Annotated in this window: 23 protein-coding genes, 1 riboswitch and 1 other annotated feature; of the genes, 21 read left to right on the top strand and 2 right to left on the bottom strand. The window is 38.2% G+C overall.

Annotated elements, in window-relative coordinates:
- Positions 1-129 precede the first annotated feature (129 nt).
- The 16 genes from recD2 (at position 130) to mtnN (ending at position 17,897) form a co-directional block, all read left to right on the top strand.
- The gene (gene recD2 / locus AC1Q6O_RS10695) at positions 130-2,562 is read left to right on the top strand and encodes an SF1B family DNA helicase RecD2 (RefSeq protein ID WP_096365187.1); all 2,433 of its coding nucleotides are present in this window, start codon (positions 130-132) and stop codon (positions 2,560-2,562) included.
- Positions 2,563-2,687: 125 nt separating this feature from the next.
- A complete protein-coding gene (gene hpaB / locus AC1Q6O_RS10700; RefSeq protein ID WP_492401158.1) occupies positions 2,688-4,121 on the top strand; it encodes a 4-hydroxyphenylacetate 3-monooxygenase, oxygenase component in 1,434 nt (477 codons plus the stop codon).
- Between the two features lie 57 nt (positions 4,122-4,178).
- A riboswitch (M-box (ykoK) riboswitch) is annotated at positions 4,179-4,343 on the top strand.
- A 244-nt stretch (positions 4,344-4,587) separates the two neighbouring features.
- On the top strand, positions 4,588-5,553 hold the full coding sequence (corA, locus tag AC1Q6O_RS10705; RefSeq protein WP_008181522.1) for a magnesium/cobalt transporter CorA: 966 nt from the start codon (positions 4,588-4,590) through the stop codon (positions 5,551-5,553).
- Between the two features lie 67 nt (positions 5,554-5,620).
- Positions 5,621-5,836: a binding site (T-box leader), on the top strand.
- 147 nt (positions 5,837-5,983) lie between these two features.
- A complete protein-coding gene (alaS, locus tag AC1Q6O_RS10710) occupies positions 5,984-8,644 on the top strand; it encodes an alanine--tRNA ligase (RefSeq protein ID WP_096365189.1) in 2,661 nt (886 codons plus the stop codon).
- A gap of 88 nt (positions 8,645-8,732) precedes the next feature.
- Entirely contained in the window at positions 8,733-8,999 is a 267-nt protein-coding gene (locus AC1Q6O_RS10715; RefSeq protein WP_004226839.1) for an IreB family regulatory phosphoprotein, read from the top strand.
- 2 nt (positions 9,000-9,001) lie between these two features.
- A complete protein-coding gene (ruvX, locus tag AC1Q6O_RS10720) occupies positions 9,002-9,418 on the top strand; it encodes a Holliday junction resolvase RuvX (RefSeq protein ID WP_008180957.1) in 417 nt (138 codons plus the stop codon).
- A gap of 18 nt (positions 9,419-9,436) precedes the next feature.
- A complete protein-coding gene (locus AC1Q6O_RS10725; protein ID WP_008180955.1) occupies positions 9,437-9,745 on the top strand; it encodes a DUF1292 domain-containing protein in 309 nt (102 codons plus the stop codon).
- A 176-nt stretch (positions 9,746-9,921) separates the two neighbouring features.
- Complete coding sequence (locus AC1Q6O_RS10730; protein ID WP_008180953.1) at positions 9,922-10,449, top strand: DUF1292 domain-containing protein; 528 nt, start codon at positions 9,922-9,924, stop codon at positions 10,447-10,449.
- Positions 10,450-10,748: 299 nt separating this feature from the next.
- Positions 10,749-11,876, top strand: coding sequence for an endolytic transglycosylase MltG (gene mltG, locus AC1Q6O_RS10735; protein ID WP_025114354.1), 1,128 nt, complete (start codon positions 10,749-10,751; stop codon positions 11,874-11,876).
- A 286-nt stretch (positions 11,877-12,162) separates the two neighbouring features.
- Complete coding sequence (locus tag AC1Q6O_RS10740) at positions 12,163-12,795, top strand: O-methyltransferase (protein WP_036127267.1); 633 nt, start codon at positions 12,163-12,165, stop codon at positions 12,793-12,795.
- A gap of 5 nt (positions 12,796-12,800) precedes the next feature.
- The gene (locus tag AC1Q6O_RS10745) at positions 12,801-13,733 is read left to right on the top strand and encodes a peptidase U32 family protein (RefSeq protein ID WP_492401161.1); all 933 of its coding nucleotides are present in this window, start codon (positions 12,801-12,803) and stop codon (positions 13,731-13,733) included.
- A 14-nt stretch (positions 13,734-13,747) separates the two neighbouring features.
- The gene (locus tag AC1Q6O_RS10750) at positions 13,748-15,028 is read left to right on the top strand and encodes a peptidase U32 family protein (RefSeq protein ID WP_008180945.1); all 1,281 of its coding nucleotides are present in this window, start codon (positions 13,748-13,750) and stop codon (positions 15,026-15,028) included.
- The gene (udk, locus tag AC1Q6O_RS10755; protein WP_008180943.1) at positions 15,028-15,666 is read left to right on the top strand and encodes a uridine kinase; all 639 of its coding nucleotides are present in this window, start codon (positions 15,028-15,030) and stop codon (positions 15,664-15,666) included. The genes AC1Q6O_RS10750 and udk overlap by 1 nt, the downstream gene beginning before the upstream one ends.
- Before the next feature lie 176 nt (positions 15,667-15,842).
- Positions 15,843-16,331: a transcription elongation factor GreA gene (gene greA, locus AC1Q6O_RS10760; RefSeq protein ID WP_008180941.1), complete on the top strand. Its 489-nt coding sequence runs from the start codon at positions 15,843-15,845 to the stop codon at positions 16,329-16,331.
- A gap of 154 nt (positions 16,332-16,485) precedes the next feature.
- Entirely contained in the window at positions 16,486-17,145 is a 660-nt protein-coding gene (locus AC1Q6O_RS10765) for a YrrS family protein (RefSeq protein ID WP_096365193.1), read from the top strand.
- Positions 17,146-17,204: 59 nt separating this feature from the next.
- A complete protein-coding gene (gene mtnN, locus AC1Q6O_RS10770; RefSeq protein ID WP_375106115.1) occupies positions 17,205-17,897 on the top strand; it encodes a 5'-methylthioadenosine/S-adenosylhomocysteine nucleosidase in 693 nt (230 codons plus the stop codon).
- 327 nt (positions 17,898-18,224) lie between these two features.
- Here the strand turns inward: mtnN and sigK are convergent, their stop codons facing one another.
- Complete coding sequence (gene sigK, locus AC1Q6O_RS10775) at positions 18,225-18,932, bottom strand: RNA polymerase sporulation sigma factor SigK (RefSeq protein WP_008180932.1); 708 nt, start codon at positions 18,930-18,932, stop codon at positions 18,225-18,227.
- Between the two features lie 86 nt (positions 18,933-19,018).
- Positions 19,019-19,519, bottom strand: a complete 501-nt coding sequence (gene pssA / locus AC1Q6O_RS10780; RefSeq protein WP_008180930.1) for a CDP-diacylglycerol--serine O-phosphatidyltransferase — start codon at positions 19,517-19,519, stop codon at positions 19,019-19,021.
- Positions 19,520-19,655: 136 nt separating this feature from the next.
- Between pssA and AC1Q6O_RS10785 the strand changes: the two genes are divergently transcribed.
- Genes AC1Q6O_RS10785 through yhbY form a run of 5 tightly spaced genes read left to right on the top strand, consistent with a single transcriptional unit; the run spans position 19,656 to position 23,271 of the window.
- On the top strand, positions 19,656-20,438 hold the full coding sequence (locus AC1Q6O_RS10785) for a phosphatidylserine decarboxylase (protein ID WP_008180928.1): 783 nt from the start codon (positions 19,656-19,658) through the stop codon (positions 20,436-20,438).
- A 36-nt stretch (positions 20,439-20,474) separates the two neighbouring features.
- Entirely contained in the window at positions 20,475-20,996 is a 522-nt protein-coding gene (locus AC1Q6O_RS10790; RefSeq protein WP_089986658.1) for a YqeG family HAD IIIA-type phosphatase, read from the top strand.
- On the top strand, positions 20,993-22,096 hold the full coding sequence (gene yqeH, locus AC1Q6O_RS10795) for a ribosome biogenesis GTPase YqeH (protein ID WP_089986657.1): 1,104 nt from the start codon (positions 20,993-20,995) through the stop codon (positions 22,094-22,096). The genes AC1Q6O_RS10790 and yqeH overlap by 4 nt, the downstream gene beginning before the upstream one ends.
- 36 nt (positions 22,097-22,132) lie before the next feature.
- Entirely contained in the window at positions 22,133-22,963 is an 831-nt protein-coding gene (aroE, locus tag AC1Q6O_RS10800; protein WP_492401165.1) for a shikimate dehydrogenase, read from the top strand.
- Between the two features lie 5 nt (positions 22,964-22,968).
- On the top strand, positions 22,969-23,271 hold the full coding sequence (yhbY, locus tag AC1Q6O_RS10805) for a ribosome assembly RNA-binding protein YhbY (RefSeq protein ID WP_008180921.1): 303 nt from the start codon (positions 22,969-22,971) through the stop codon (positions 23,269-23,271).
- Positions 23,272-23,278: the final 7 nt, after the last annotated feature.

Raw genomic sequence — 23,278 nt, forward strand, 5'->3', positions numbered from 1 at the left:
AAAGCTGAGAATTGTCATTTGTCGAAATAATGTAAAAATAATAAAGAGGAAATATTTTTATCAACGATATTTCGAAAGGTCTATGGTAAAATAAAAAGATTGAAAACAATTAGAAAGGGCGGACCGAATATGACAGATCATCTCGATTTATTTGAACTCAATAAATTTTTTATTCTCGGACGTCCGATTGTCTCTATTTTTCATAACACACAAAATATGTATTCCATTATACGAGTAAAAATTCAAGAGACAAACTTACAGTATGAAGATAAAGAAATTATTGTTGTTGGCTATTTTCCACCGTTACAAATGGATGAGCAATACCGTTTTACAGGTATATTAAAACAGCATCCTAAATATGGTGCACAATTCCAAATCGAGACATTTACAAAAGAGGTACCCGCTACTGAACAAGGAATTATTCATTATTTATCTAGTGACTTATTTGTAGGAATCGGGAAAAAAACGGCTGAAACCATTGTTGAAAAACTAGGTGCTAATGCATTACGTCTTATATTAGAAGATCCGAGTGCACTGGATGCTGTTCCACGTTTATCATCTGAAAAAAAAGAAGTGATCCATCGCACGATTGAGCAAAATCTTGGTTTAGAACGGGTAATGATCCAGCTAAATGAATGGGGCTTTGGTCCACAGCTTGGAATGAAAATATATCAAACCTACCGAACTGAAGCCATTGAATTACTAACCGAAAACCCATATCGCTTGATAGAAGATGTGGAAGGGGTAGGGTTCTTACGAGCAGATGAGCTTGGTGCCAAATTAGGCATTACCGGAAAACATCCTGATCGTGTTAAAGCAGCGATTTTCCATATTTTAAATACGGCTGCACTATCTGACGGGCATGTTTATCTAGATGCGGAGCATGTTCTACCACTTGTAAAGGAAATGCTTGAACAAAGCCAACGTCAGGAAATTCCGTTTGAAGACATCTCAAAAGCATGTATCGAGCTACGAGAAGAAGGCAAAATTTGTGGGGAAGAAACAAGATTATATTTACCCTCTCTTTATTTTTCAGAGGTTGGAATTGCCTCCAAAATATTGACGCTTGTTGAACGAAATAGCAAGGCTGAACATTTTAGCAAAGATGAGATTCGTAAAGCGATTGGTGAAACTGAGGAACTACTCCATGTGACTTATGCTGAAACACAAGCAAATGCCATTGAACAGGCTTTAAATTCAGCCGTAATGATTTTAACAGGTGGCCCTGGTACGGGTAAAACGACTGTTGTACGTGGGGTTGTTGAAGTTTATGCGAAGCTTCATGGCTTATCATTAAATCCAAAAGAGTATGCTCAAAAAGAGGAGCCTTTTCCTATTATCCTTTGTGCACCTACTGGTCGAGCTGCTAAGCGCTTAGCTGAATCGACTGAACTACCAGCTATGACTATTCATCGTTTACTCGGCTTTACTGGTCAAGAAAAAGAAGAAGAGACTGAACGAGAGGTCACAGGTAAGCTTATTATTGTAGATGAAATGTCAATGGTGGATACGTGGCTTGCTCATCAATTATTAAAAGCTTTACATGAGGATGTACAGGTTGTCTTTGTAGGGGACCAGGACCAATTACCGCCTGTAGGACCAGGACAGGTGTTAAAGGATTTATTAGCATCCAAGCAGCTTCCAACGGTGGAATTGACAGATGTTTACCGACAAGCAGAGGGCTCTACAATTATTGAACTAGCCCATCAAATCAAAAAAGGAACCATTCCGAAAGATTTAACATCGAAAACTACTGATCGCTCGTTTATTAAATCATCCGTCAATCAGGTTGGAAATGTTGTGACACAGGTAGTAAAAAGTGCTGTTGCTAAGGGGCAAGAAATTCGTAATATACAAGTATTAGCGCCGATGTATAAAGGTCCTGCTGGCATTGATAATTTAAATAAAATGATTCAAGAGCTTATTAATCCTAATGATACAGGGACAAGAAAGGAACTTGTCTTTGGGGACGTAACATATCGAATAAAGGATAAAGTTCTGCAGCTCGTTAATCAACCTGAAAGTAATGTTTTTAATGGTGATATGGGAGAAGTCATTAGTATTATTAAGGCAAAAGAGACAGTAGAAAAACAAGATTTACTGATTGTCTCCTTTGATGGCATTGAAGTGACCTATCAACGAAGTGACCTCAATCAATTAACCCTAGCTTATTGTTGCTCCATTCATAAATCTCAAGGTTCAGAGTTTCAAACCGTCATTATGCCTGTTGTCAAAGGGTATTCAAAAATGCTGCGGCGTAATCTTTTATACACAGGGATTACAAGAGCGAAAAACTTTTTGATTTTATGTGGGGAACCAGATGTCCTGGCAGAGGGCTTGCAGCGCACAGACGATTTACAGCGTTTTACTTCGTTGCGCGCTCGATTAAATCCAATGGATGTCGAAGAAGTCATTGTTGAAGTCGAGGCAGTTCTAGTAAAACAAGAGATTGTGCAAGAAGCGGCTATCGAGGACCATAAATTAACAGTAGAAACAGCTCCTTATATTCATCCAATGATTGGTATGGATGATGTCTCCCCTTATGATTTTTTGGAAAAGTAAAGATTGTACCCGATTAGATTTGTTGCTAATCGGGTTTTTCTAATTAACAGTATCGTCACCTAATATTTTGACATTTCATATACTACATAAGTACAAAAACATAGGAAATGTTTAGGAGTGACAACATGCCAATAATGACAGGACAGCAGTATATGGAACGTATCGATGCTTTAAACACGTATATTTCGATTGATGGGGAAGTTGTGACGGGCAAGGTGTCAGAACATCCTGCATTTAAGGGAATCATGCAAAGTCAGGCAAAGCTTTTTGATTTACAACATCAAGAAGCATATCTTGAAAAAATGACATATGAATCGCCAACTAGCAAAGAGAGAGTCGGCATGTCTTTCCTTCAAGTCATGAGTCCTGAGGATCTAGTAAAAAGACGTATGGCCGCAAGAGAATGGGCTTTACAAACAAACGGTTTGATGGGAAGAAGTCCTGACTACATGAATACGACATTGATGGCTTTGGCATCAGCATCGAACTTTTTGAAAGATAAGCCAAATTGTTTTCCAGACCATTTGCTGAAGTTTTATGAATATGCCCGTGAAAATGATATTTCCATGACACATACCTTTATAGAGCCGCAAGTAAACCGCAAGCGTTATTACTATGAGGATGAAGAAGTAACAATAGCTGCTAAAATTGTTGCAAAAACGGGCGAGGGCTTAGTCATTAAAGGAGCTAGATTACTAGCCACACAGGGAGGAATAACGGATGAACTTCTTGTTCTATCAACAAATGGCTATGATGAAGGAAAAGGTTTTGGCTTTTCTATACCGAGTAACACAAAGGGCTTAAAGTTTTTATGTCGGCAATCTTTTGTCGGAGGGGATTCTAAGTTTGATCATCCTTTAAGTGCACGCTTTGAAGAAATGGATGCAATTGTTGTTTTTGATGATGTAGTTGTTCCGTGGGAGCGTGTATTTTATTATGAAAATGTTGAAGTAGCCAATCAATTTATGAATGTTAGTGGCTTTCAAGCGTATACATTGCATCATGTGCTGTCACGTCAAATTGCTAAGACCGAATTCATCCTAGGGATTGTACAAACGATTGTGGATACCATAAATATCGGGGATTACCAGCATGTCCATCAAAAAGTGGTAGATGTCATCGTAGCATTAGAAACGATGAAAGCACTGCAATTAAAATCAGAGATTGAGGCACAAAGGGATTCCTTTGGCTTTATAAGACCAGACCTATCGACATTACAGGTTGCTATTCATATTTTTCCGAAAGTATATCCTACCTTTACAGATATCATCCAGTTACTTGGAGCAAGTGGATTAATGTCCATCCCGAGTGCAAAAGCTTTTGCAACGGATAATGGAGATCTTGATCATTATCTGCAATCATTTCAAGATAAAGGGGAGGAACGAGTTAAAAAGTTCCGTTTAGCTTGGGATTTAACGATGAGCAATTTTGGCACAAGGCAAACTCTATATGAACGATTTTTCTTTGGCGATCCTGTTCGTCTGTCAAGCCTACTCTATCAATCGTATAAGCGCGATCATTTAGTACAAAGAGTAGAAGACTTTTTGAAAAATGATTGATTAAAAGTTTGACAGTTGTGAAACTATCCGTTATTATGTACAGGAATAAAAAAATAAGACTCCCTTCGTTAGGTGAGGCTCCTATGTGGAGATACGCTACTACCCAAAAATGTCGAGAGACGCCAATGGGTCAACAGAAATCATCGAAATAAGGTGTTTTTTAACGTAGCTGGATAATTTCCTATGCCGCATAGTGCTAAAACTCAACGTTTGAAGGTAACAAATATGCAAAGTTTTTTTGCTATTTTTTGATATGTGTATTCAACACGCCTTCATTCGTAGAAGGCGTGTTTTTGTTATGAAAGGAAGGTGATGAGAAATGGATAGTAGTCCTGAACCGAGTAAGCATGGGGTAGATAGTCAGCATTTATGGAGACAGCCGTCGTTTCTTATCGCCGGCACCGACAGAAGGTTTTAAACAATGACCTTTTGTTACTTTTTATAATAAAACACGAGGTGAAGTAACATGATTAAAATTCATTATTTCAATCACAATAGCAAAACAGTTCAACACGATTTCAAAATGAATGATTTAAGACTTCCCATTCATAGCGAGGATTTATTATGGGTGGATTTATATGCGTATAGTCATAATGAATTAAATAATATAGCAGATGTATTTGGCTTTCATCCACTAGCAGTGGAAGATTGCTTACATGAAGGCTCACGCCCGAAAATGGATAGTTATGGGGATTATAAATTTTTCGTTTTCCATGCACCTATCTACAATGAAAAAAGTAACAATGAAATTACAACGGTCGAGTTAAATATTTTTATGGGACCCAATTATATTGTTACCGTCCATAAACAAAAATTACAATGGCTTGGCCATATAGAAAAAGTTTGTTTAAATAGTGCGAAATATTTGGAAAAAGGCACTGATTTTTTATTGCATACGATCATTGATGGAATTACAGACGAGTATTTCCCTGTATTAGAGCGAATTCGGGCACGGATTGATGAGCTAGAAGAAGAAGTTTATGATTATCAACCGAAAGTAGTTACAGAAGAATTCCTTTCATTAAAACGAACAATTATTTTAATTCGTCAGGCTATCATGCCGCAACGAAGAATTTTTTCTACAATTAATGGACAATGGAAATTTGATATACAAGAGGAAAATATCCCTTTCTATAAGGATTTAAATGATCATCTTGAACGGATTGTCGACTCCACTGAAACGTATCGAGACTTAGTTAATAGCACATTAGATACGTATTACTCGATTATTAGTGGCAAGTCTATTGAAAAGCTGAACTTATTAACCGTTATTTCTACAATTATGTTGCCTTTAACTGTTATTACTAGCTTCTTTGGCATGAATGTACCATTACCTTATCAAGATTCACCTATTACAACGATTGCACTGAGTGCCTTTTTAGTGTTATTTACTTGGGGAATGTGGGCATACTTCAGAAGAATGATTGCTTAGTTATGATTTGTCGTATTAGTGCCAATTGACAGGTGAATAGATTTTTCTTATAATTTCGTTAGAAAAAGTAAACACGACGATGGAAAAAGTACGTAATTGCACGTGTAGAAGAAAAGGATTTCTTGGCTGAAAAAATCCTCACAGTGCAAATACCGAAAGCTACTCCGGAGTGCAGTTAATCCCTGCCGTTCACTGACGTTACAAGTGCTAAAGAGGTAAGTAAGAATTTTTACTTACAACTAGGGTGGTACCGCGAGACAGATGATAAGTCCTCGTCCCTTTTTGGGGATGAGGGCTTTTTTATTTTCATTTAGTAAAATAATTCCATTTATAGTGGTTGGTACCAATCTTTGTTTGCAGAGAATAGATGGGGCGTCAAGGTCTGATTCATATCGTGATTTTACAATATAAACTAGGAGGAATTTATCCAATGAAAGCAGTAGATATTCGTCAAATGTATTTGGAATTTTTTAAAGAAAAGGGGCATCACCATGAACCGTCTGCGCCTCTAGTGCCAATCAATGATCCATCCCTACTTTGGATTAACTCAGGTGTTGCTACACTTAAACCGTATTTTGACGGTCGTGTTATTCCTGACAATCCTCGAATTACAAATGCACAAAAATCAATTCGTACTAACGATATTGAAAATGTAGGTAAAACGGCGCGTCACCATACTTTCTTTGAAATGCTAGGAAACTTTTCTATTGGGGATTACTTCAAAAAAGAAGCTATTCATTATGCTTGGGAATTTTTAACGGATAAAAAGTGGATGGGCTTTGATCCTGAATTACTATCTATCACAATCCATCCTGAAGATCAGGAAGCGTATGATGTTTGGCATCAAGAAATTGGTATTCCTGAAGAACGTTTAATTCGTTTAGAGGGGAACTTTTGGGATATTGGAGAAGGTCCATCTGGTCCAAACTCAGAGATTTTCTATGACCGCGGCGTAGAATATGGCTCTGACGAAAATGACCCAGAAATGTATCCAGGCGGGGAAAATGAACGTTATCTAGAAATTTGGAACCTAGTGTTCTCTCAATTCAACCATAATCCTGATGGAACGTATACACCACTACCAAAGCAAAATATTGATACTGGTATGGGACTAGAACGTATTGTTTCCGTGGTTCAAAATGTACCAACGAATTTCGATACGGATTTATTCATGCCTATCATTGAAAAAATTGAGGAATTTGCCAACCGTAAATACAAACGCCCAAGTGAAGTAGATTTAAATGAAATCTTCGGCTCTGAAGAAGATATAAATACGCCATTTAAAGTTGTTGCAGACCACATTCGTACGGTAGCGTTTGCTATTGGTGACGGTGCCCTTCCTTCAAACGAAGGCCGTGGCTATGTATTACGCCGCTTACTACGTCGTGCTGTACGCTATGCAAAACAAATTGGTATTGAGAAACCATTTATGTTTGAATTGGTCCCAACAGTGGGCAAAATCATGGAAGGCTTCTATCCAGAGGTAACGGAAAAAAGTGAATTTATTCAACGCGTTATTAAGAATGAAGAAATTCGTTTCCATGAAACATTAGATGGTGGTCTTGCAATCTTTAATGAAGTAGCAGAATCACAAAAAGCGGCTGGTCATGATTTTATCCCAGGAGCAGATGCTTTCCGTTTATATGATACTTACGGTTTCCCAATCGAGTTAACGGAAGAATATGCAGAAGAAGTAGGAATGAAAGTCGATCATGAAGGCTTCGAAACGGCGATGGAGGAACAACGTGAACGTGCGCGTGCGGCTCGTCAAGATGTTGACTCTATGCAAGTACAAAATGAAGTATTAGCAAACTTAACGGTTGCCAGTGAATTTGTTGGCTTTGACACATTAGTAGCTAATACTGAAATTGCTGCAATGATTGTGAATGGTCAAGTAGAAAAAGTAGCATCTGAAGGCCAAGAAGCTTTAGTTATTTTAGCTCAAACACCATTCTATGCTGAAATGGGTGGTCAAATTGCCGATAGCGGTATCATTTCTAATGATAGCTTCACTGCTGTAGTAAAGGATGTTCAAAAGGCACCAAATGGTCAGCCGCTCCATACAGTAGTTGTTGAATCAGGTGAAATGCATGTGGAAGATGCTGTCCAAGCAATTGTTAATCGTGATGATCGCAATTTAATTATTAAAAACCATACAGCGACACATATTATGCAACGTGCGTTAAAAGATGTATTAGGTGATCATGTCAACCAAGCTGGATCATATGTAGGCCCTGATCGTTTACGCTTTGACTTCTCTCACTTTGGTCAAGTGACTAAAGAGGAATTACAGCAAATTGAACGTATTGTAAATGAAAAAGTGTGGGATGATATAGAGGTCGTTATTGAAGAAATGGCTATCGATAAAGCGAAAGAAATGGGTGCAATGGCGTTATTCGGCGAAAAATATGGCGATGTTGTACGTGTCGTTTCAATCGGAGACTATTCCATCGAGCTATGCGGTGGTATCCATGTAAAACGCTCTTCTGAAATTGGTTTCTTTAAAATTGTTTCAGAAGGTGGAATTGGTGCGGGTACTCGTCGTATTGAAGCAGTTACAGGTAAAGTGGCTTATGAAGTAGTCAAAGAAGAAGAAGCTCTTTTAAATGATGCGGCAGCATTGTTAAAAGCAAATCCTAAAGATATCGTAACAAAAGTACAAGCCTTACAAGGTGACTACAAAGAATTACAACGTGACAATGAAGCATTATCTCAAAAAATTGCCAATGCTCAGGCTGGGGCAATTGTTGATGCAGCACAAACAATTGGAGATGTCACAGTTCTTTCTACAAAGGTAGAAGCAAAAGACAATAACCAACTGCGTCAGATGATGGATGATTTGAAGGTGAAAATGCCAAAGGCTGTTATCGTTCTTGGAGCAGTGGATGGTGATAAGGTTATGCTATGTGCTGGAGTATCCAAAGAATTAGTTGGTGGCAATTACCATGCTGGAAATATCGTGAAAATGGTTGCAGAAGCTTGTGGTGGTAAAGGTGGCGGTCGTCCTGATATGGCGATGGCAGGAGCAAAAGAAGCTTCAAAACTTGATGAAGCACTACTTTCTGTGTATGATTATGTTAAATCCATTTAATTAATTCACCAAAACATGTTATAATAAAGAGAAATTGGAGATGAGCTTGTTCGCACATCTCCTTATTTCTGAAAGCGAGGTGCTGGTCATGAGTTCATTTGATCAAACGATGAAATTTAATTTTCCAGAAGAATCAATGGAACAGGAAGTCAAGCAGGTAATGTTGAAAGTTCATTCTTCATTAGAGGAAAAGGGATATAACCCTATCAATCAGATTGTTGGTTACTTACTTTCTGGTGATCCGGCGTATATTCCTCGCCATCAGGATGCTCGTAATTTAATTCGCAAGCTTGAGCGTGACGAAATTCTAGAAGAGCTTGTTAAATTTTATATCAAAAAGAATAACGAGGATTAGAAATGAGAATTATGGGATTAGACGTTGGGTCGAAAACCGTTGGCGTTGCTGTCAGTGACGCACTTGGCTGGACTGCCCAAGGTATTGAAACCGTAAAAATTGATGAGGCTAATGGCGAGTTCGGTATCGATCGTATCGCTGAGCTAGTAAAGGAATATGCAATAACAGAATTTGTTGTAGGCTTCCCGAAAAACATGAATAATACGGTTGGACCGCGTGGAGAGGCTTCTGAAAACTATAAAACGTTATTGGAAGAAACGTTCTCACTACCGGTTAAATTATGGGATGAACGTTTAACAACGATGGCAGCAGAACGTATGCTAATCGAAGCAGATGTGAGTCGCAAAAAGCGCAAGCAAGTCATTGATAAAATGGCAGCTGTGATGATTTTACAAGGCTATTTAGATAGCAAAAATTAATTGAAGAGGTGACTATACATGGCAAACGAGCATAACCATGAAGAAGAATTACACGTTCAACACATTACAGTGATTGATGAAAACGGAAATGAACAGCTTTGTGAAGTGATTCACGTACATGAATCTCCAGAGTTTGGAAAATCATACGTATTTTACTCAATGGTAGGCGCAGAAGAGGATGAAGATGGCTCAGTTGAAATTTTCGTTTCTTCATTCGTACCGTCTGATAACGGTGAAGATGGTGAACTAACACCTATCGAAACGGAAGCAGAATGGGATATGGTAGAAGACGTATTAAACGCTTTAGAAGATGAAGACGAAGAATAAGAATAATCTTCTTTCTTAAAGCTTGGAACAAGGATCGCAGCTTGCAGTCCTTGTTCCTTTTTTATTGAAAGTATGTAAATATCCGAATAATGGTGAGAATCTGCTCGAAGATATTTAGTACGTGTAGAAGTAACTACTTAGTATATGACATTATACTGTCAGAAGGAGATAATCGAATGAATGAAGAAACACAAGAATTTATGATAATTGATGAAAATGGAAAGGAACAACGTTGCCATGTGGTCTTTACATTTGATGCAGAGGATAAATCCTATGTGCTATTCTCTTTGTTGGATGCCAATGGTGAAGAAATTCCAGGAGATCTATCAGCGATGACTTTCGATTATGACGATAACAATGGCGAAATGACCAATCTACAGCCTGTCGAAACGGATGCTGAATGGGAAATGATTAATGAGGTGGTATTAACACTTCTAGATGAATTTGAAGAAGATCCGCAGCTTATTACCGTGACAAATGAAGATGGAACGGATCAAGTTTGTGAGGTAATTCATACTTTTGCATCCGAGCAATTTGGTAAATCGTATGTATTATATGTGCCTGCAACAGATGAGCCAATGGATGAGCGTGAAATTTTCGCGGCTCAATATCTGGCTGGAAATGACGGTTCCATCGAAGAGCTATTACCAATAGAAACAGATGAAGAATGGGTGTACGTTGAAGATATATTAAACGAACTATAAGAACGCTGAGTGGTTAGGAGCCACTCGGAGTTTTTTAGTTTTAGTAAAGAATCTTTCCATCAAGTTTAAACATTTCTATTACAATAATCGAACATCTTAGAAGAGCAATAATTACAGTCTGATAGTATTGTAAAGTAATGATATTAAAGCTATTTCACAAAGCTTTTAGCAAGACAATCTGCTGGCAAAAATAGCTGGCAGATTTTTTTATTTATGCAAATTCTCCTGAATTGTCGATTTCTGTTTGTCGTGATAGTTGATTTCTAGTATGATATTGGATAGTGATAGGGGGGAAACCCGTGGATAACGGTACTAAAAAACAAGAAATGTTTTCAAAAATGCAAGAAAAAAAATCAGAGGTAAAAATCGTGAGAAAAATCGTTGCCATTGTGGCAATTGTTTTTGTCCTCGTTATAGGGATTGTCGGTTTATTTGGGTACAATTATGTTAAGGGTGCTTTAAAACCACTGGATCCTGACGCGACAAAAGCAATTGCAGTAGAAGTACCAATCGGTTCTAGCTTGAGTTCAATTTCTACATTATTAGAGAAAAAAGGTGTTATTAAAGATGCGCGTGTTTTTAAATACTATGCAAAATTTAAAAACGAATCTCAATTCCAAGCAGGGAATTACGATTTAACGCAAGCGATGACATTTGATGAACTTATCGAAAGCTTAAAAACAGGGAAGGTATACCGAAAACCTGTCTTTACAATGACGATTCCTGAAGGCTTAACAATTGAGCAAATTGGGAAAGTTATTGAAAAGAAAACGCCATATACACAAAAGGAATTTATGGATTTAGTAACAAGTGACACATTTGTTCAACAAATGATGGCCAACTACCCTGAGCTAGTAACGGATGCAGTGTTAGCTGACAATATTCGCTATGATTTAGAAGGCTATTTATATCCAGCTACTTACTCGTACTATGAGGAGAAACCATCTCTAGAAGCGATTGTTGAAGAAATGATAGGGGCTATGAACAATGTGGTGAAAAATTACAGTGATGTTTTAGTGGAAAAACAAATGTCCGTTCACCAACTGTTAACATTTGCATCATTATTGGAAGAAGAAGCTACGGCTCAAACAGATCGAGAGACAATAGCAAGTGTCTTCTATAATCGTATTGATGAAGGGATGCCACTACAAACAGACCCAACTGTTTTATACGCGCTTGGTGATCATAAAGATCGTGTGCTGTATGAAGACCTAGAAGTAGATAATGCCTATAATACTTACAAAAATAAAGGCTTACCACCAGGCCCAATTGCGGGTGCTGGAAAGACTTCTATTGAGGCGACATTAAACCCTAGTCAAACAGATTATTTCTATTTCTTAGCAGATAAAGAGGGTGTCAACCACTTCTCGAAAACATATGATGAACATTTACAGAAAGTAGCAAAATATTTACGAAAAGAAGAATAAGCGTTAGCAAAGAGTAAATGGCATAGAGCAAACATAGGGAATAGAAGGAAAGAAAAATAGCTTTCCTTCTATTTTCATGCTATTATAAAGTGTGATTTTTGATCAATCCGTTTATTCGGGACAAATATGCGTGGTGGCAATTGTTTGAGCATGTCAAAAACAATTGCTCATTTTTGTATGGCAAAGTACCAAGACATCACGTTTGGTCTTTTTCTTTTTGTTGATAAATGATGAAGTACGGACAACGGCTACATGCGCACGTTGCCTTTTAATTGAGGGTGGAACAATGGAATTATCAGATGCATATATACAATCATTTATACAGCCACGTAATGAATTGCTTTTAGAAATGGAAGCATACGCGGAGGAGAATCATGTACCGATTATGCAACTTGCAGGTATTGATGCTTTAAATCAATTGTTGCGCATTCAAAATCCGCAAAAAATTTTAGAAATTGGCACGGCAATTGGTTATTCTGCTATTCGCATGGCAGAAGCTTTACCAAATGTCCATATCGTTACGATTGAACGCGATATAGAGCGTGTGACAAAAGCTAAAGCCTATATTGAACGGTCAACCGTATCTGATCGAATTAAGGTCATTGAAGGCGACGCTTTAGAGGTAGAAGATAAGGCCATTGACACAGAGTTCGATGCAGTATTTATCGATGCCGCAAAGGGACAATATCAGCGCTTCTTTGAAAAGTACGCGCCTCTCGTAAAATCAGGCGGAGTCTTGTATATCGACAATATGTATATGCATGGCTTGTCAGATCTAGATTTGAAGGATGTCCCACGTCGAAAACGTACAATGATCCGCAATTTAAAAAACTTCACAGAATGGATAATGCAGCACCCAGATTACACTAGTGCTTTTTTACCAGTAGGTGACGGTTTATTACTATGTTTGAAGAGGTGACTACTATGAAAAAACCAGAATTGCTTGTGACACCACAATCATTAGAACATATTAAAGCACTTTTAGACGCTGGAGCGGATGCTTTTGTTATTGGTGAACAACAATTTGGTCTACGTCTAGCAGGAGAATTCTCAGTAGATGAGGTGGAAGAGGCAACGAAGCTCATTCACGCGGCAGGTAAAAAAGTTTATGTTGCAGTGAATGGCCTTTTCCATAATGAAAAACTGGAGGCGCTTGCCGACTATTTAAAAGAAATGCAACGTATCGGTGTGGATCGTTTAATTTATGGCGACCCAGCAGTATTAATTATTCGTCGTGAGCAAGGCGTAACAATTCCATTGCATTGGAATCCTGAGACGACTGCAACAAACTGGTTTACGGCTAATTATTGGGGAAAACGCGGCGCGACTCGTGCAGTGTTAGCACGTGAGCTTTCTCTTGATGAGGTTTTAGAAATTAAAGAAAGTGCAGAATTAGAAATTGAAGTACAAGTACATGGTATGACTTGTATGTTCCAATCAAAACGCCCGCTTCTTGGCCATTATTTCTTATATCAAGATAAAGTGATGGAAATTGAAAATCGTAAAGATAATCGTAACATGTTCCTACATGATGATGAGCGCAATAATAAATATCCAATTTACGAAGATGTAAACGGTACACATATTTTTAGTCCTAATGACATGTGTGCTATTGATGAACTTGGCGAATTATTCGAAGGTGGCATCGATGCCTTAAAAATTGAGGGTGTGCTACAAACTCCAGAATATGTGGTAACTGTGACGGAGGCCTATCGCAAAGCCATCGATGCATATTTTGACTTATCCGAAGAAGCATATGATGACATAAAAGATGAATTATTAGCAAAAATTGAAGATATTCAACCAGCCATTAGACCATTAGATACAGGCTTTATCTTCAAGGAAACTGTTTACTAAGAGGGGGCAATAACATGGCATTAGCGTTAGAACAAAATGACAAAATCCGTGACATTGTCGACGGTAAACGTGTCATTACAAAAAAACCAGAGCTACTTGCCCCAGCGGGTAGCTTAGAAAAATTAAAAGTAGCCGTGCATTACGGAGCGGATGCTGTATTTATTGGGGGACGAGAGTTTGGTCTACGTTCCAATGCAGATAATTTCTCTATAGATGAAATGCGTGAAGGGGTAGAGTTTGCTAATCAATATGGTGCGAAAATTTATGTAACGACAAATATATTTGCACATAATGAAAATATGGCAGGCTTGGAGCGATATTTAAAAGATATTGAGTCGGCAGGTGTGACAGGTATTATCGTTGCAGACCCACTAATTATCGAAACATGTCGTACAGCTGCCCCTAAACTTGAAATTCATCTTTCTACACAGCAGTCATTGTCCAACTGGAAGGCAGTGCAGTACTGGAAGGAAGAGGGCTTACATCGTGTTGTATTAGCACGTGAGGTAGGCGGAGAAGAAATGAAAATGATGAAGGAAAAAGTCGATATTGAAATCGAGGCTTTCGTTCATGGCGCCATGTGTATTGCTTATTCTGGCCGTTGCGTTCTATCTAACCATATGACTGCTCGTGACTCTAACCGTGGCGGTTGCTGCCAATCATGCCGTTGGGATTACGATTTATATGAATTAGAAGATGGGGAAGAAAAAGCACTGTTTGATGATAATCACGCATCCTTTGCTATGAGTCCAAAAGATTTAAAATTAATCGAAGCGATTCCACATATGATCGAGCTTGGTATCGATTCTTTAAAAGTAGAAGGGCGTATGAAATCGATTCACTATGTGGCAACCGTTGTATCCGTATACCGCAAAGTTATCGATGCTTACTGTGCTGATCCTGATAATTTTAAAATTAAACGTGAATGGCTAGAGGAGCTAGATAAATGTGCAAACCGTGATACAGCTGAAGCATTCTTCCATGATGCACCTGGCTCAGAGGAGCAAATGTTTGGTATTCATGGCCGAAAAACAACATATGAATTTGCTGGTTTAATTTTAGAACATGATCCAGAAACAAAAATGGTTACGATGCAGCAACGAAATTATTTTAAACCTGGTGACGAAGTAGAGTTCTTTGGCCCAGAAATCGAGAATTTCCGTCTGACAATGGGAGAAATTTGGGATGAAGATGGCAATAGCCTAGATGCAGCACGTCATCCATTACAAATTGTTAAATTTAAATGTGACACACCATTAATGCCGCATAACATGATGCGAAAGGAGAATAACTAATGGAAGTGAAGCGTCCTGTTGTTATCGGTATCGCTGGTGGCTCATGCTCAGGTAAAACGAGTGTGACGCGCGCCATCTATGATGTTTTCCGAGAGCATTCAGTTGTTGTTATTGAACAAGACTTTTATTATAAAGATCAAAGTCATTTAACATTTGAAGAGCGATTAGGAACAAACTACGATCATCCGTTAGCATTCGATAATGATTTATTAATACAGCACATCAAGAAACTTTTAGTGCGGCAACCAATCGAGAAGCCAGTTTATGATTATGTGCAGCATACTAGAGCAGCAGAAGTGATCCATGTTGAGCCGGTAGATGTTATTATTCTAGAAGGAATTCTCGTGCTAGAAGATGCTGATCTGCGTGATTTAATGGATATTAAATTATTTGTAGATACCGATTCTGATTTACGAATTATTCGTCGTATTATGCGCGATATTAAAGAACGTGGACGTACAACAGATTCAGTTATCGATCAATACTTATCAGCGGTTCGACCAATGCATAATTTATTTATTGAACCTACAAAACGTTATGCTGATATCATTATTCCTGAAGGTGGGGATAATGAGGTAGCAATTGATTTAATGGTAACGAAAATTAAAACTATTCTTGAAACCGACAACGTATTGTAATAAGATAGAGTGGTATTGACAATATTTACATGCATATTTAAAAAAAGCATGCATACTATTAGGTCAAAGCGTAATTTGAAAAACGTTTAAAAATAATAAAATTCGATTAAATGCACCTACCAAGCATTTAGTCGAGTTTTATGTTTTTATATTGAAGAAACAAGGAGTGAAGGACTTTGGCAAATGAAAAACAGTACCCTATGACAGCTGAGGGAAAACGTAAATTAGAAGAAGAATTAGTGAAATTAGAAACTGAAACACGTAAAGAAATCGTTGAACGTATAAAAATAGCTCGTGATTTTGGTGATCTTTCTGAGAATGCTGAATATGATTCAGCAAAAGAAGAACAAGCCTTTTTAGAAGGTCGTATTTCAACTTTAAAATCAATGATTCGCAATGCAGTGATTATTTCTGAGGATGAAACAGATAACAGTGTGGTATCACTTGGGAAAACGGTTACATTTGTAGAAATTATTAATGGTAAACCATCAACTGATGAAGAATCTTATACAATTGTAGGTTCGGCTGAGGCAGACCCAATGGAATTCCGTATTTCAAACGAATCACCAATTGCGAAAGGCTTACTTGGCCGCGCTGAAGGCGAAGAAGTAGCTGTTCAAACACCTGGTGGCGAAATGAAAGTTAAGATTGTTTCAATTAAATAATATGTAAGTGGACAAGCAGCTGGTCTTTCTAATTCAGGGAGGCTAGCTGCTTTTATATTTCAGGCTGAAATGCCACGAAATAAATTAATGAGTATAATTGTTTTGCAAGTGCTGTCGAACTTGATAGAATATTTGCTAGAGAGGGGGAGGAAATATGAGTGAACGACAAACTCGTAGTAGTCGTCATTTGCAGCCATCTCGTAATAAAAAGCTAGATAAACTATTGAATGTTTTAATTGGTGTAGTAGTTGTACTAATTATTATCACAGCAACTTATGTGTTTAAATGGCAAGATGATGCAGAACAAACAGTGAAAGATGAACCGGCTCAAGAGGAAAAAGACGACAACAAAGAAGTGGATAAAGAGCCTGTGAAAGAGGATGAAAAGGATCTGGCAGTAGAAGAAGATCAAGCTTCAGAGGAAGAGGATGGATCACACCCTGAAGAAAATCAGCAGGAACAAGGTGTGCCAGAAGAATCAACTTCAGATAATCCAAACGTAGAGAAAGTTATCACAAATAAAAATTGGCAGCCAACACCTACAACTCAAACGGGACAGCATGTGTCTTCCTACGACTCTTCATCCATAGACTGGTCTGAAAAAGTAGCAACTGTTACAGGTGTAACGGGTATTAATCAAGATAATTTGATTATTTGGCGTATGCAAAATAACGGTGGTCCTAATTCTTCAATTGCCACAGTTTCAACAAAAGATAAATCACAGATGTACCGTGTCAGTATGGAATGGGTGGATAATGAAGGATGGTTGCCTGTAAAGCTTGAGCAGCTGAATACATTAGAAGGCGCCTATTGACGAAAATCACTCTTTTGATTATTTTTAATAGAGTTGATAAAGAAGGGAAGTAACATTACATGAAAATTGCAGTAATTGGCGCAATGGAACAGGAAGTAGAATTACTACGAGCATCTTTAAGCAATGCACAAAGTACAACAATAGCAGGTAGTGAGTATACAACAGGAACATATGAAGGCAAGGAAGTCGTGTTATTAAAAAGTGGTATTGGTAAAGTCAATTCGGCTATGTCCACTACCATTCTTTTGCATGAGTTTAAGCCCGATGTTGTGATTAATACAGGTTCTGCAGGTGGTTACGACGAAGCCCTTGAGGTGGGAGCTATAGTCATTTCGGATGAAGTCCGTCACCATGATGTGGATGTCACAATTTTTGGTTATGAAATTGGACAAATGGCTGGTATGCCAGCAGCTTATAAATCAGATGAACGATTAATGAAAGTAGCTGAGGAAGCTGTTAAGGCAGTTGGAGAGCATCAATACGGTATTGGTTTAATTTGCTCAGGGGATGCATTTATGAATGATCCTGTGCGTGTAGAAGCAGTTCGTCATCATTTCCCTCAAATGAAAGCAGTGGAAATGGAAGCGGCTGCGGTTGCGCAAGTTTGTTATCAATTTGCTACACCTTTTGTAGTAATTCGTGCTTTATCAGATATTGCAGGTAAAGAGTCAAACATTAGCTTTGATGAGTTTTTACCAGTTGCTGCAAAACACTCGACACAAGTTGTCTTACAAGCGATCGCCTCACTATAATACACAAAACGGTCAAAATGGGTAGTTTCTAATGTGAGAAAAATCACAGTGAATGAATAGTATAAATGCTACACTAGCTGTAATAAATCTCTTCATATTAGAATGGGAGGCATTCATGATGCTATTATTAACAGTAGGTGTAGTGATTATCACTACTTTAATAGGTACATTGATTACGGCAGAATTATCAGAATCAGCACATTCATAAAATGTAAAAAGTTCCTTTGCGACATAGCAATGTCGCAAAGGGCTTTTTTTATGCCATAAAATCGGCACATTCTCCGCCAAAGATACATTGAATTTTCCTAGTGAACATTTTACAATATATTACTCAATTGACTTTTGGTCTCGTTTGTATAATTGATAGAGTTTAATGAGTGCCCGTTTTTCAATCCGAGATACATAACTTCGAGAAATATTTAAACGAGCTGCAATTTCCTTTTGTGTGAGGGCATCTTGTTGATTTAATCCATAGCGAAGTGTCACAATTTCTAGTTCTCGTTCATCAAGCATGTGCAAGTAATGATATAGCTGTGCCACATGCTCTTTATGTTCGATTTTCTCGGTTGCACTTTCTTCATCACATTGAAGTAAATCTCGAATTTGAAGCGCATTGCCATCTTTATCTGTTCCGATGGGCTCAAATAAAGAGACGTCCTTCTGCACTTTTTTCTGTGTGCGTAGATGCATTAAAATTTCATTTTCAATACATCGAGCTGCATATGTGGCAAGTCTTGTTTTTTTGTCCGGGGTATAGCTTTCTACTGCTTTCATTAGCCCGATCGTCCCGATGGAAATATAATCATCTAGTTGTTCATGTTTTGGATGGAATTTTTTTACGACGTGTGCGACGAGCCTCATATTGCGTTCTATTAGGTCCAGGCGTGCTTGCTCGTCGCCACCTAAAAATCGTTCAATACAAGCAGCTTCCTCTTCTTTTGAAAAGGGTTTATGGAATGTTTGCCCCTTTAAATAGCCAAGTAACGCTGGGATCTCAAGCCATAACTGCAACATTGATGTAAAAATTCCGCTCATTGAATGATTTCATCCTTTCCCCATTTTTCGACAGTATATGTTTCAAAGCTGTGGGAAATGAAAAAAGTGCAACAGCAATTGTGCTGTTACACTTTTTTTAACGTAAATGTACTAATCATGAGGAAAGCTAAAATTGGAAAAAGGAAAAGATAAAAGGCCGGATGGAACGTAGTCGCTACAAAATACGTTAAAGTTAAGAACGTACCAGCAGCTGTAATAGGTAAACCTGTGAAATAGCCATTTGCTTCACTAATATTAAAGCGGGCTAATCGCATCGCACCACAAACGATAAACAGGACGGCCATCATCATGCCGACAAAACCAAAATCAACTAGAACAACTTCGTACATTAATAATGCAGGCGCCACGCCAAATGATATAATATCACTCATAGAATCTAATTGTTTACCTAACTCAGACACTTGTCCGAGTGCTCTAGCTACCTTACCATCATAGCGATCAAGTAGAGCTGCAATAAAGATAAACAAGACACTATAGCTATAGTATTCATGTAAAGTGGCCATTATAGCCGCGCCTCCAAAGGACATATTACTAATTGTAATGAAGTTAGCTGCGTGCGATTTCATTTTCTTAACCGTGGTATCCACCAACTTGTGATAAAAAAACAAGGGGGATCACTCCTTTGCACTTAAGATATTGTACCATTATACTTCGAATGCGAAAAAATTGACAGTCTAAATTAATGGATAGGGGTTTTTACTAATGAAAGAAAAACTATATCAACGCTTGATAGAACTAACGAATGGTAAGCAATCCTCCAACCTTTTGCAAGCTATTGCGAAAGCTAAGTGGAGTAAACGTATAATTCCAAGCTACATGAAGTTATACGATATAAACCTTGAAGAAGTTTCAAAAAAACAACAACAATTTGCAAGTTTACATGATTTTTTTACAAGAGAGCTTTTAGAAGAAGCACGACCAATTGAAAAAAATCCGATGGTGTATGTAAGTCCTGTAGATGCCAAGGTAGAATCCTTTGGAAGGATTGAATGGGATATGACTTTTCTTGTAAAGGGTAAGCCATATGCACTTGAGGATTTACTTGGTCATTCGGAGCGAGCAGCCAACTATGTAGACGGCCATTTTATTGTCTTTTATTTAAGTCCTGCTGATTATCACCGTATTCACAGCCCGATTGATGGGGAAGTACTAAGACAGTATACGCTTGGTCAGAAATCTTATCCTGTGAATCAAATAGGTCTTACATACGGTAAAAAGCCAATTTCCCATAATTACCGTTTAGTGACAGAGTTGAAAACTGCACATAATCAGCAAGTAGCGTTTATAAAAGTGGGTGCGACCTTCGTGAATTCAATTGTGCTCACGAATAGAACAATACACTGGTATAAAGGGCAGGAAGTCGGTTATTTCTCATTTGGTTCAACAGTTGTGATGCTGTTTGAAAAGGATTCAATTGAGTTTACTGAAAATGTTGTTCAGGGCAACCCAATTCGAATGGGTGAAGCCTTTGCAAATATGCTATAATGGTCGAATAATACGTTAAGATTAGGGGTCGCTATTTTGTATAATTTTTTATTACCAAACGAATTTGTGACGAATATTTTCGAAATTACACCTGAAAAACTACAAGAATTAGGTATTAGAGGGATCATTACCGATTTAGATAATACCCTTGTGGAGTGGGATCGTGAGGATGCAACAGAGGAACTGATTATCTGGCTGCGCATCATGAAGGAATCCGGTATTCGTGTTATTATTGCGTCTAATAACAAGGAGGCACGTGTTAAACGCTTCGCAGAGCCTTTAGGTATTCCATATATTCATAAGGCAAAAAAGCCAATGCGAAATGCTTTTTATAATGCCCTTATTCAATTAGGCTTGCGTCCTAATGAAGTAGTCATGGTAGGCGATCAGCTTCTTACAGATGTAATGGGTGCGAATCGCTTAGGCTTGCATACAGTGCTAGTAAAACCTGTTGCACAGTCTGATGGCCTTGTAACAAAACTGAATCGATTCATTGAACGTCGAGTGTTTAATGATTTGAAACGAAAAGGAATTATAACTTGGGAGGAACAAGAATGATTGAAATGCCAAATTGTATTGGCTGTGGTACAACAATTCAAACAGAAGATAAAACAGCAGTTGGGTATGCACCCCCATCATCACTAGAAAAGGATGCGGTCATTTGCCAACGTTGCTTCCGTTTGAAAAATTACAATGAAATTCAACCAGTGTCATTAACTGATGACGACTTTTTACGCATTTTAAATGGCCTTGGTACACAGCAAGGCTTAATCGTAAAAATTGTTGATATTTTTGATTTTAATGGGAGCTGGCTACCTGGCCTACACCGTTTTGTAGGGAAGAATCCTGTGCTTTTGATTGCGAATAAAGCTGATTTATTACCGAAATCGGTTAAACCGAAAAAAGTTATCAATTGGTTAAAACGCGAAGCAAAAGCGTTAGGACTTCAGCCTGTTGATGTGCTGTTAGTAAGTGCCCATAAAGGTAAGGGAATGGCCGAAGCAATGGAAGCCATTGATGAATATCGACAAGGGCAAAATGTTTATGTTGTGGGTTGTACCAATGTAGGAAAATCCACATTCATTAACCGCATTATTAAGCAGGCAACAGGAGAGGGTGAGGTTATTACTACATCCCATTTCCCAGGTACTACATTAGATATGATTGAAATTCCATTGGATGATGGAAGTGCATTATATGATACGCCTGGTATTATTAATCACCATCAAATGGCCCATCATATTGATTCAAGTGAATTAAAATACATTATGCCAAAAAAAGAAATCAAGCCTAAAGTCTACCAACAAAATGCGGGACAAACCTTATTTATTGGGGCATTGGCGAGATTTGATTTTATTCAAGGAGACCGTTCTGCCTTTACCATCCATGTGGCAAATGATTTACCGATTCACCGAACAAAGCTTGAGAAGGCAGATATGCTGTATGCAGAACATAAGGGAGAACTTTTGGCACCACCGACTGAAGAGTTTATTGACCAACTTCCACCTTTAGTTCGCCATGAGTTTTCCATCAAAGAAGCCAAAACAGATGTTGTATTTTCTGGGCTAGGTTGGATTACTGTACAGCATGCAAATGTCGTAGTAGCAGCATACGCGCCTAAAGGTGTACAAGTTTCAATACGTCCATCACTTATATAGAAGGTGAAGGATGAAGGAGAGAAGAGGGACTAGGAAATGAAGAAGTGGTTTGCAGTTATTGGTGATCCGATCGAACATTCAAAATCACCAGCCATGCACAATGCTTGGTTTGAGGAAATGTCCATAGATGCGACATATATTCCAATACATGTATCTTCTGAGCAATTAGAGTCAGCAGTTGCTGGCTTGAAAACTTTAGGGGCAAGTGGCTGGAATGTAACAATTCCTCATAAAACAGCAATCATTCCCTATTTAGATGAGCTAGATGAGTTGGCGCAAAAAATGGGAGCAGTGAATACAGTTGTACGAACAACAAACGGAAAGCTGAAAGGCTTTAATACAGATGGTGTCGGCTTTGTGCGTTCACTAGAAGAAGCAGTAGGTTCATCACATAAAGACAAGCCTGTATTACTTGTTGGTGCAGGTGGCGCTGCCCGAGGTATAGCATTTGCTATGCAGCAGCAAGGCTATAATGATTTGACCATTACCAATCGTACAGTAGCCAATGCCCAAGCTATTGTGGATGAAATGGGTATTGGCCGTGCCATTTCATTAAAGGAAGCGGAAGAGACATTGGCTGAATTCAGCATCATTGTGCAAATGACTTCGGCAGGTCTTGCTACGGGCAATTTTTCAATGGCATTTTCCTTAAATCGTCTTGAGAAAGGAGCAATTGTTGCGGATATTGTGTATAATCCATTAATGACGCCTTTTTTACAAGCGGCTGAGGAAAAAGGGGCAACAATTGTGACAGGTTTAGGGATGTTTGTGCATCAAGGAGCCATATCTTTTGAGCACTGGTTGGGCAACTATCCAAATACAAATTCAATGATTGCGCAGCTAAAGGCGCAATTAGGAGGAAACTAATTTTTATGTTAACAGGTAAACAAAAACGTTTTTTACGTGCAGAAGCACACCATTTATCACCAATTTTCCAAGTGGGAAAAGGTGGCGTAAATGATGAAATGACTAAGCAAATTCGTGAGGCATTAGAAGTACGTGAGCTAATTAAAGTGCGTATTTTAGATAATTGTGAAGAGGATAAACATGAAGTGGCAGAAGCACTTGCAAAAGGTGCACATGCAGAGCTTGTCCAATTAATCGGCCTTACAGTTGTTTTATATAAAGAATCACGCAATCAAAAAAAGATTGTATTACCAAAAGCAACGAAATAAGGTGAGA

The organism is Lysinibacillus sp. GW823-FHT06C08 (assembly GCF_058795135.1).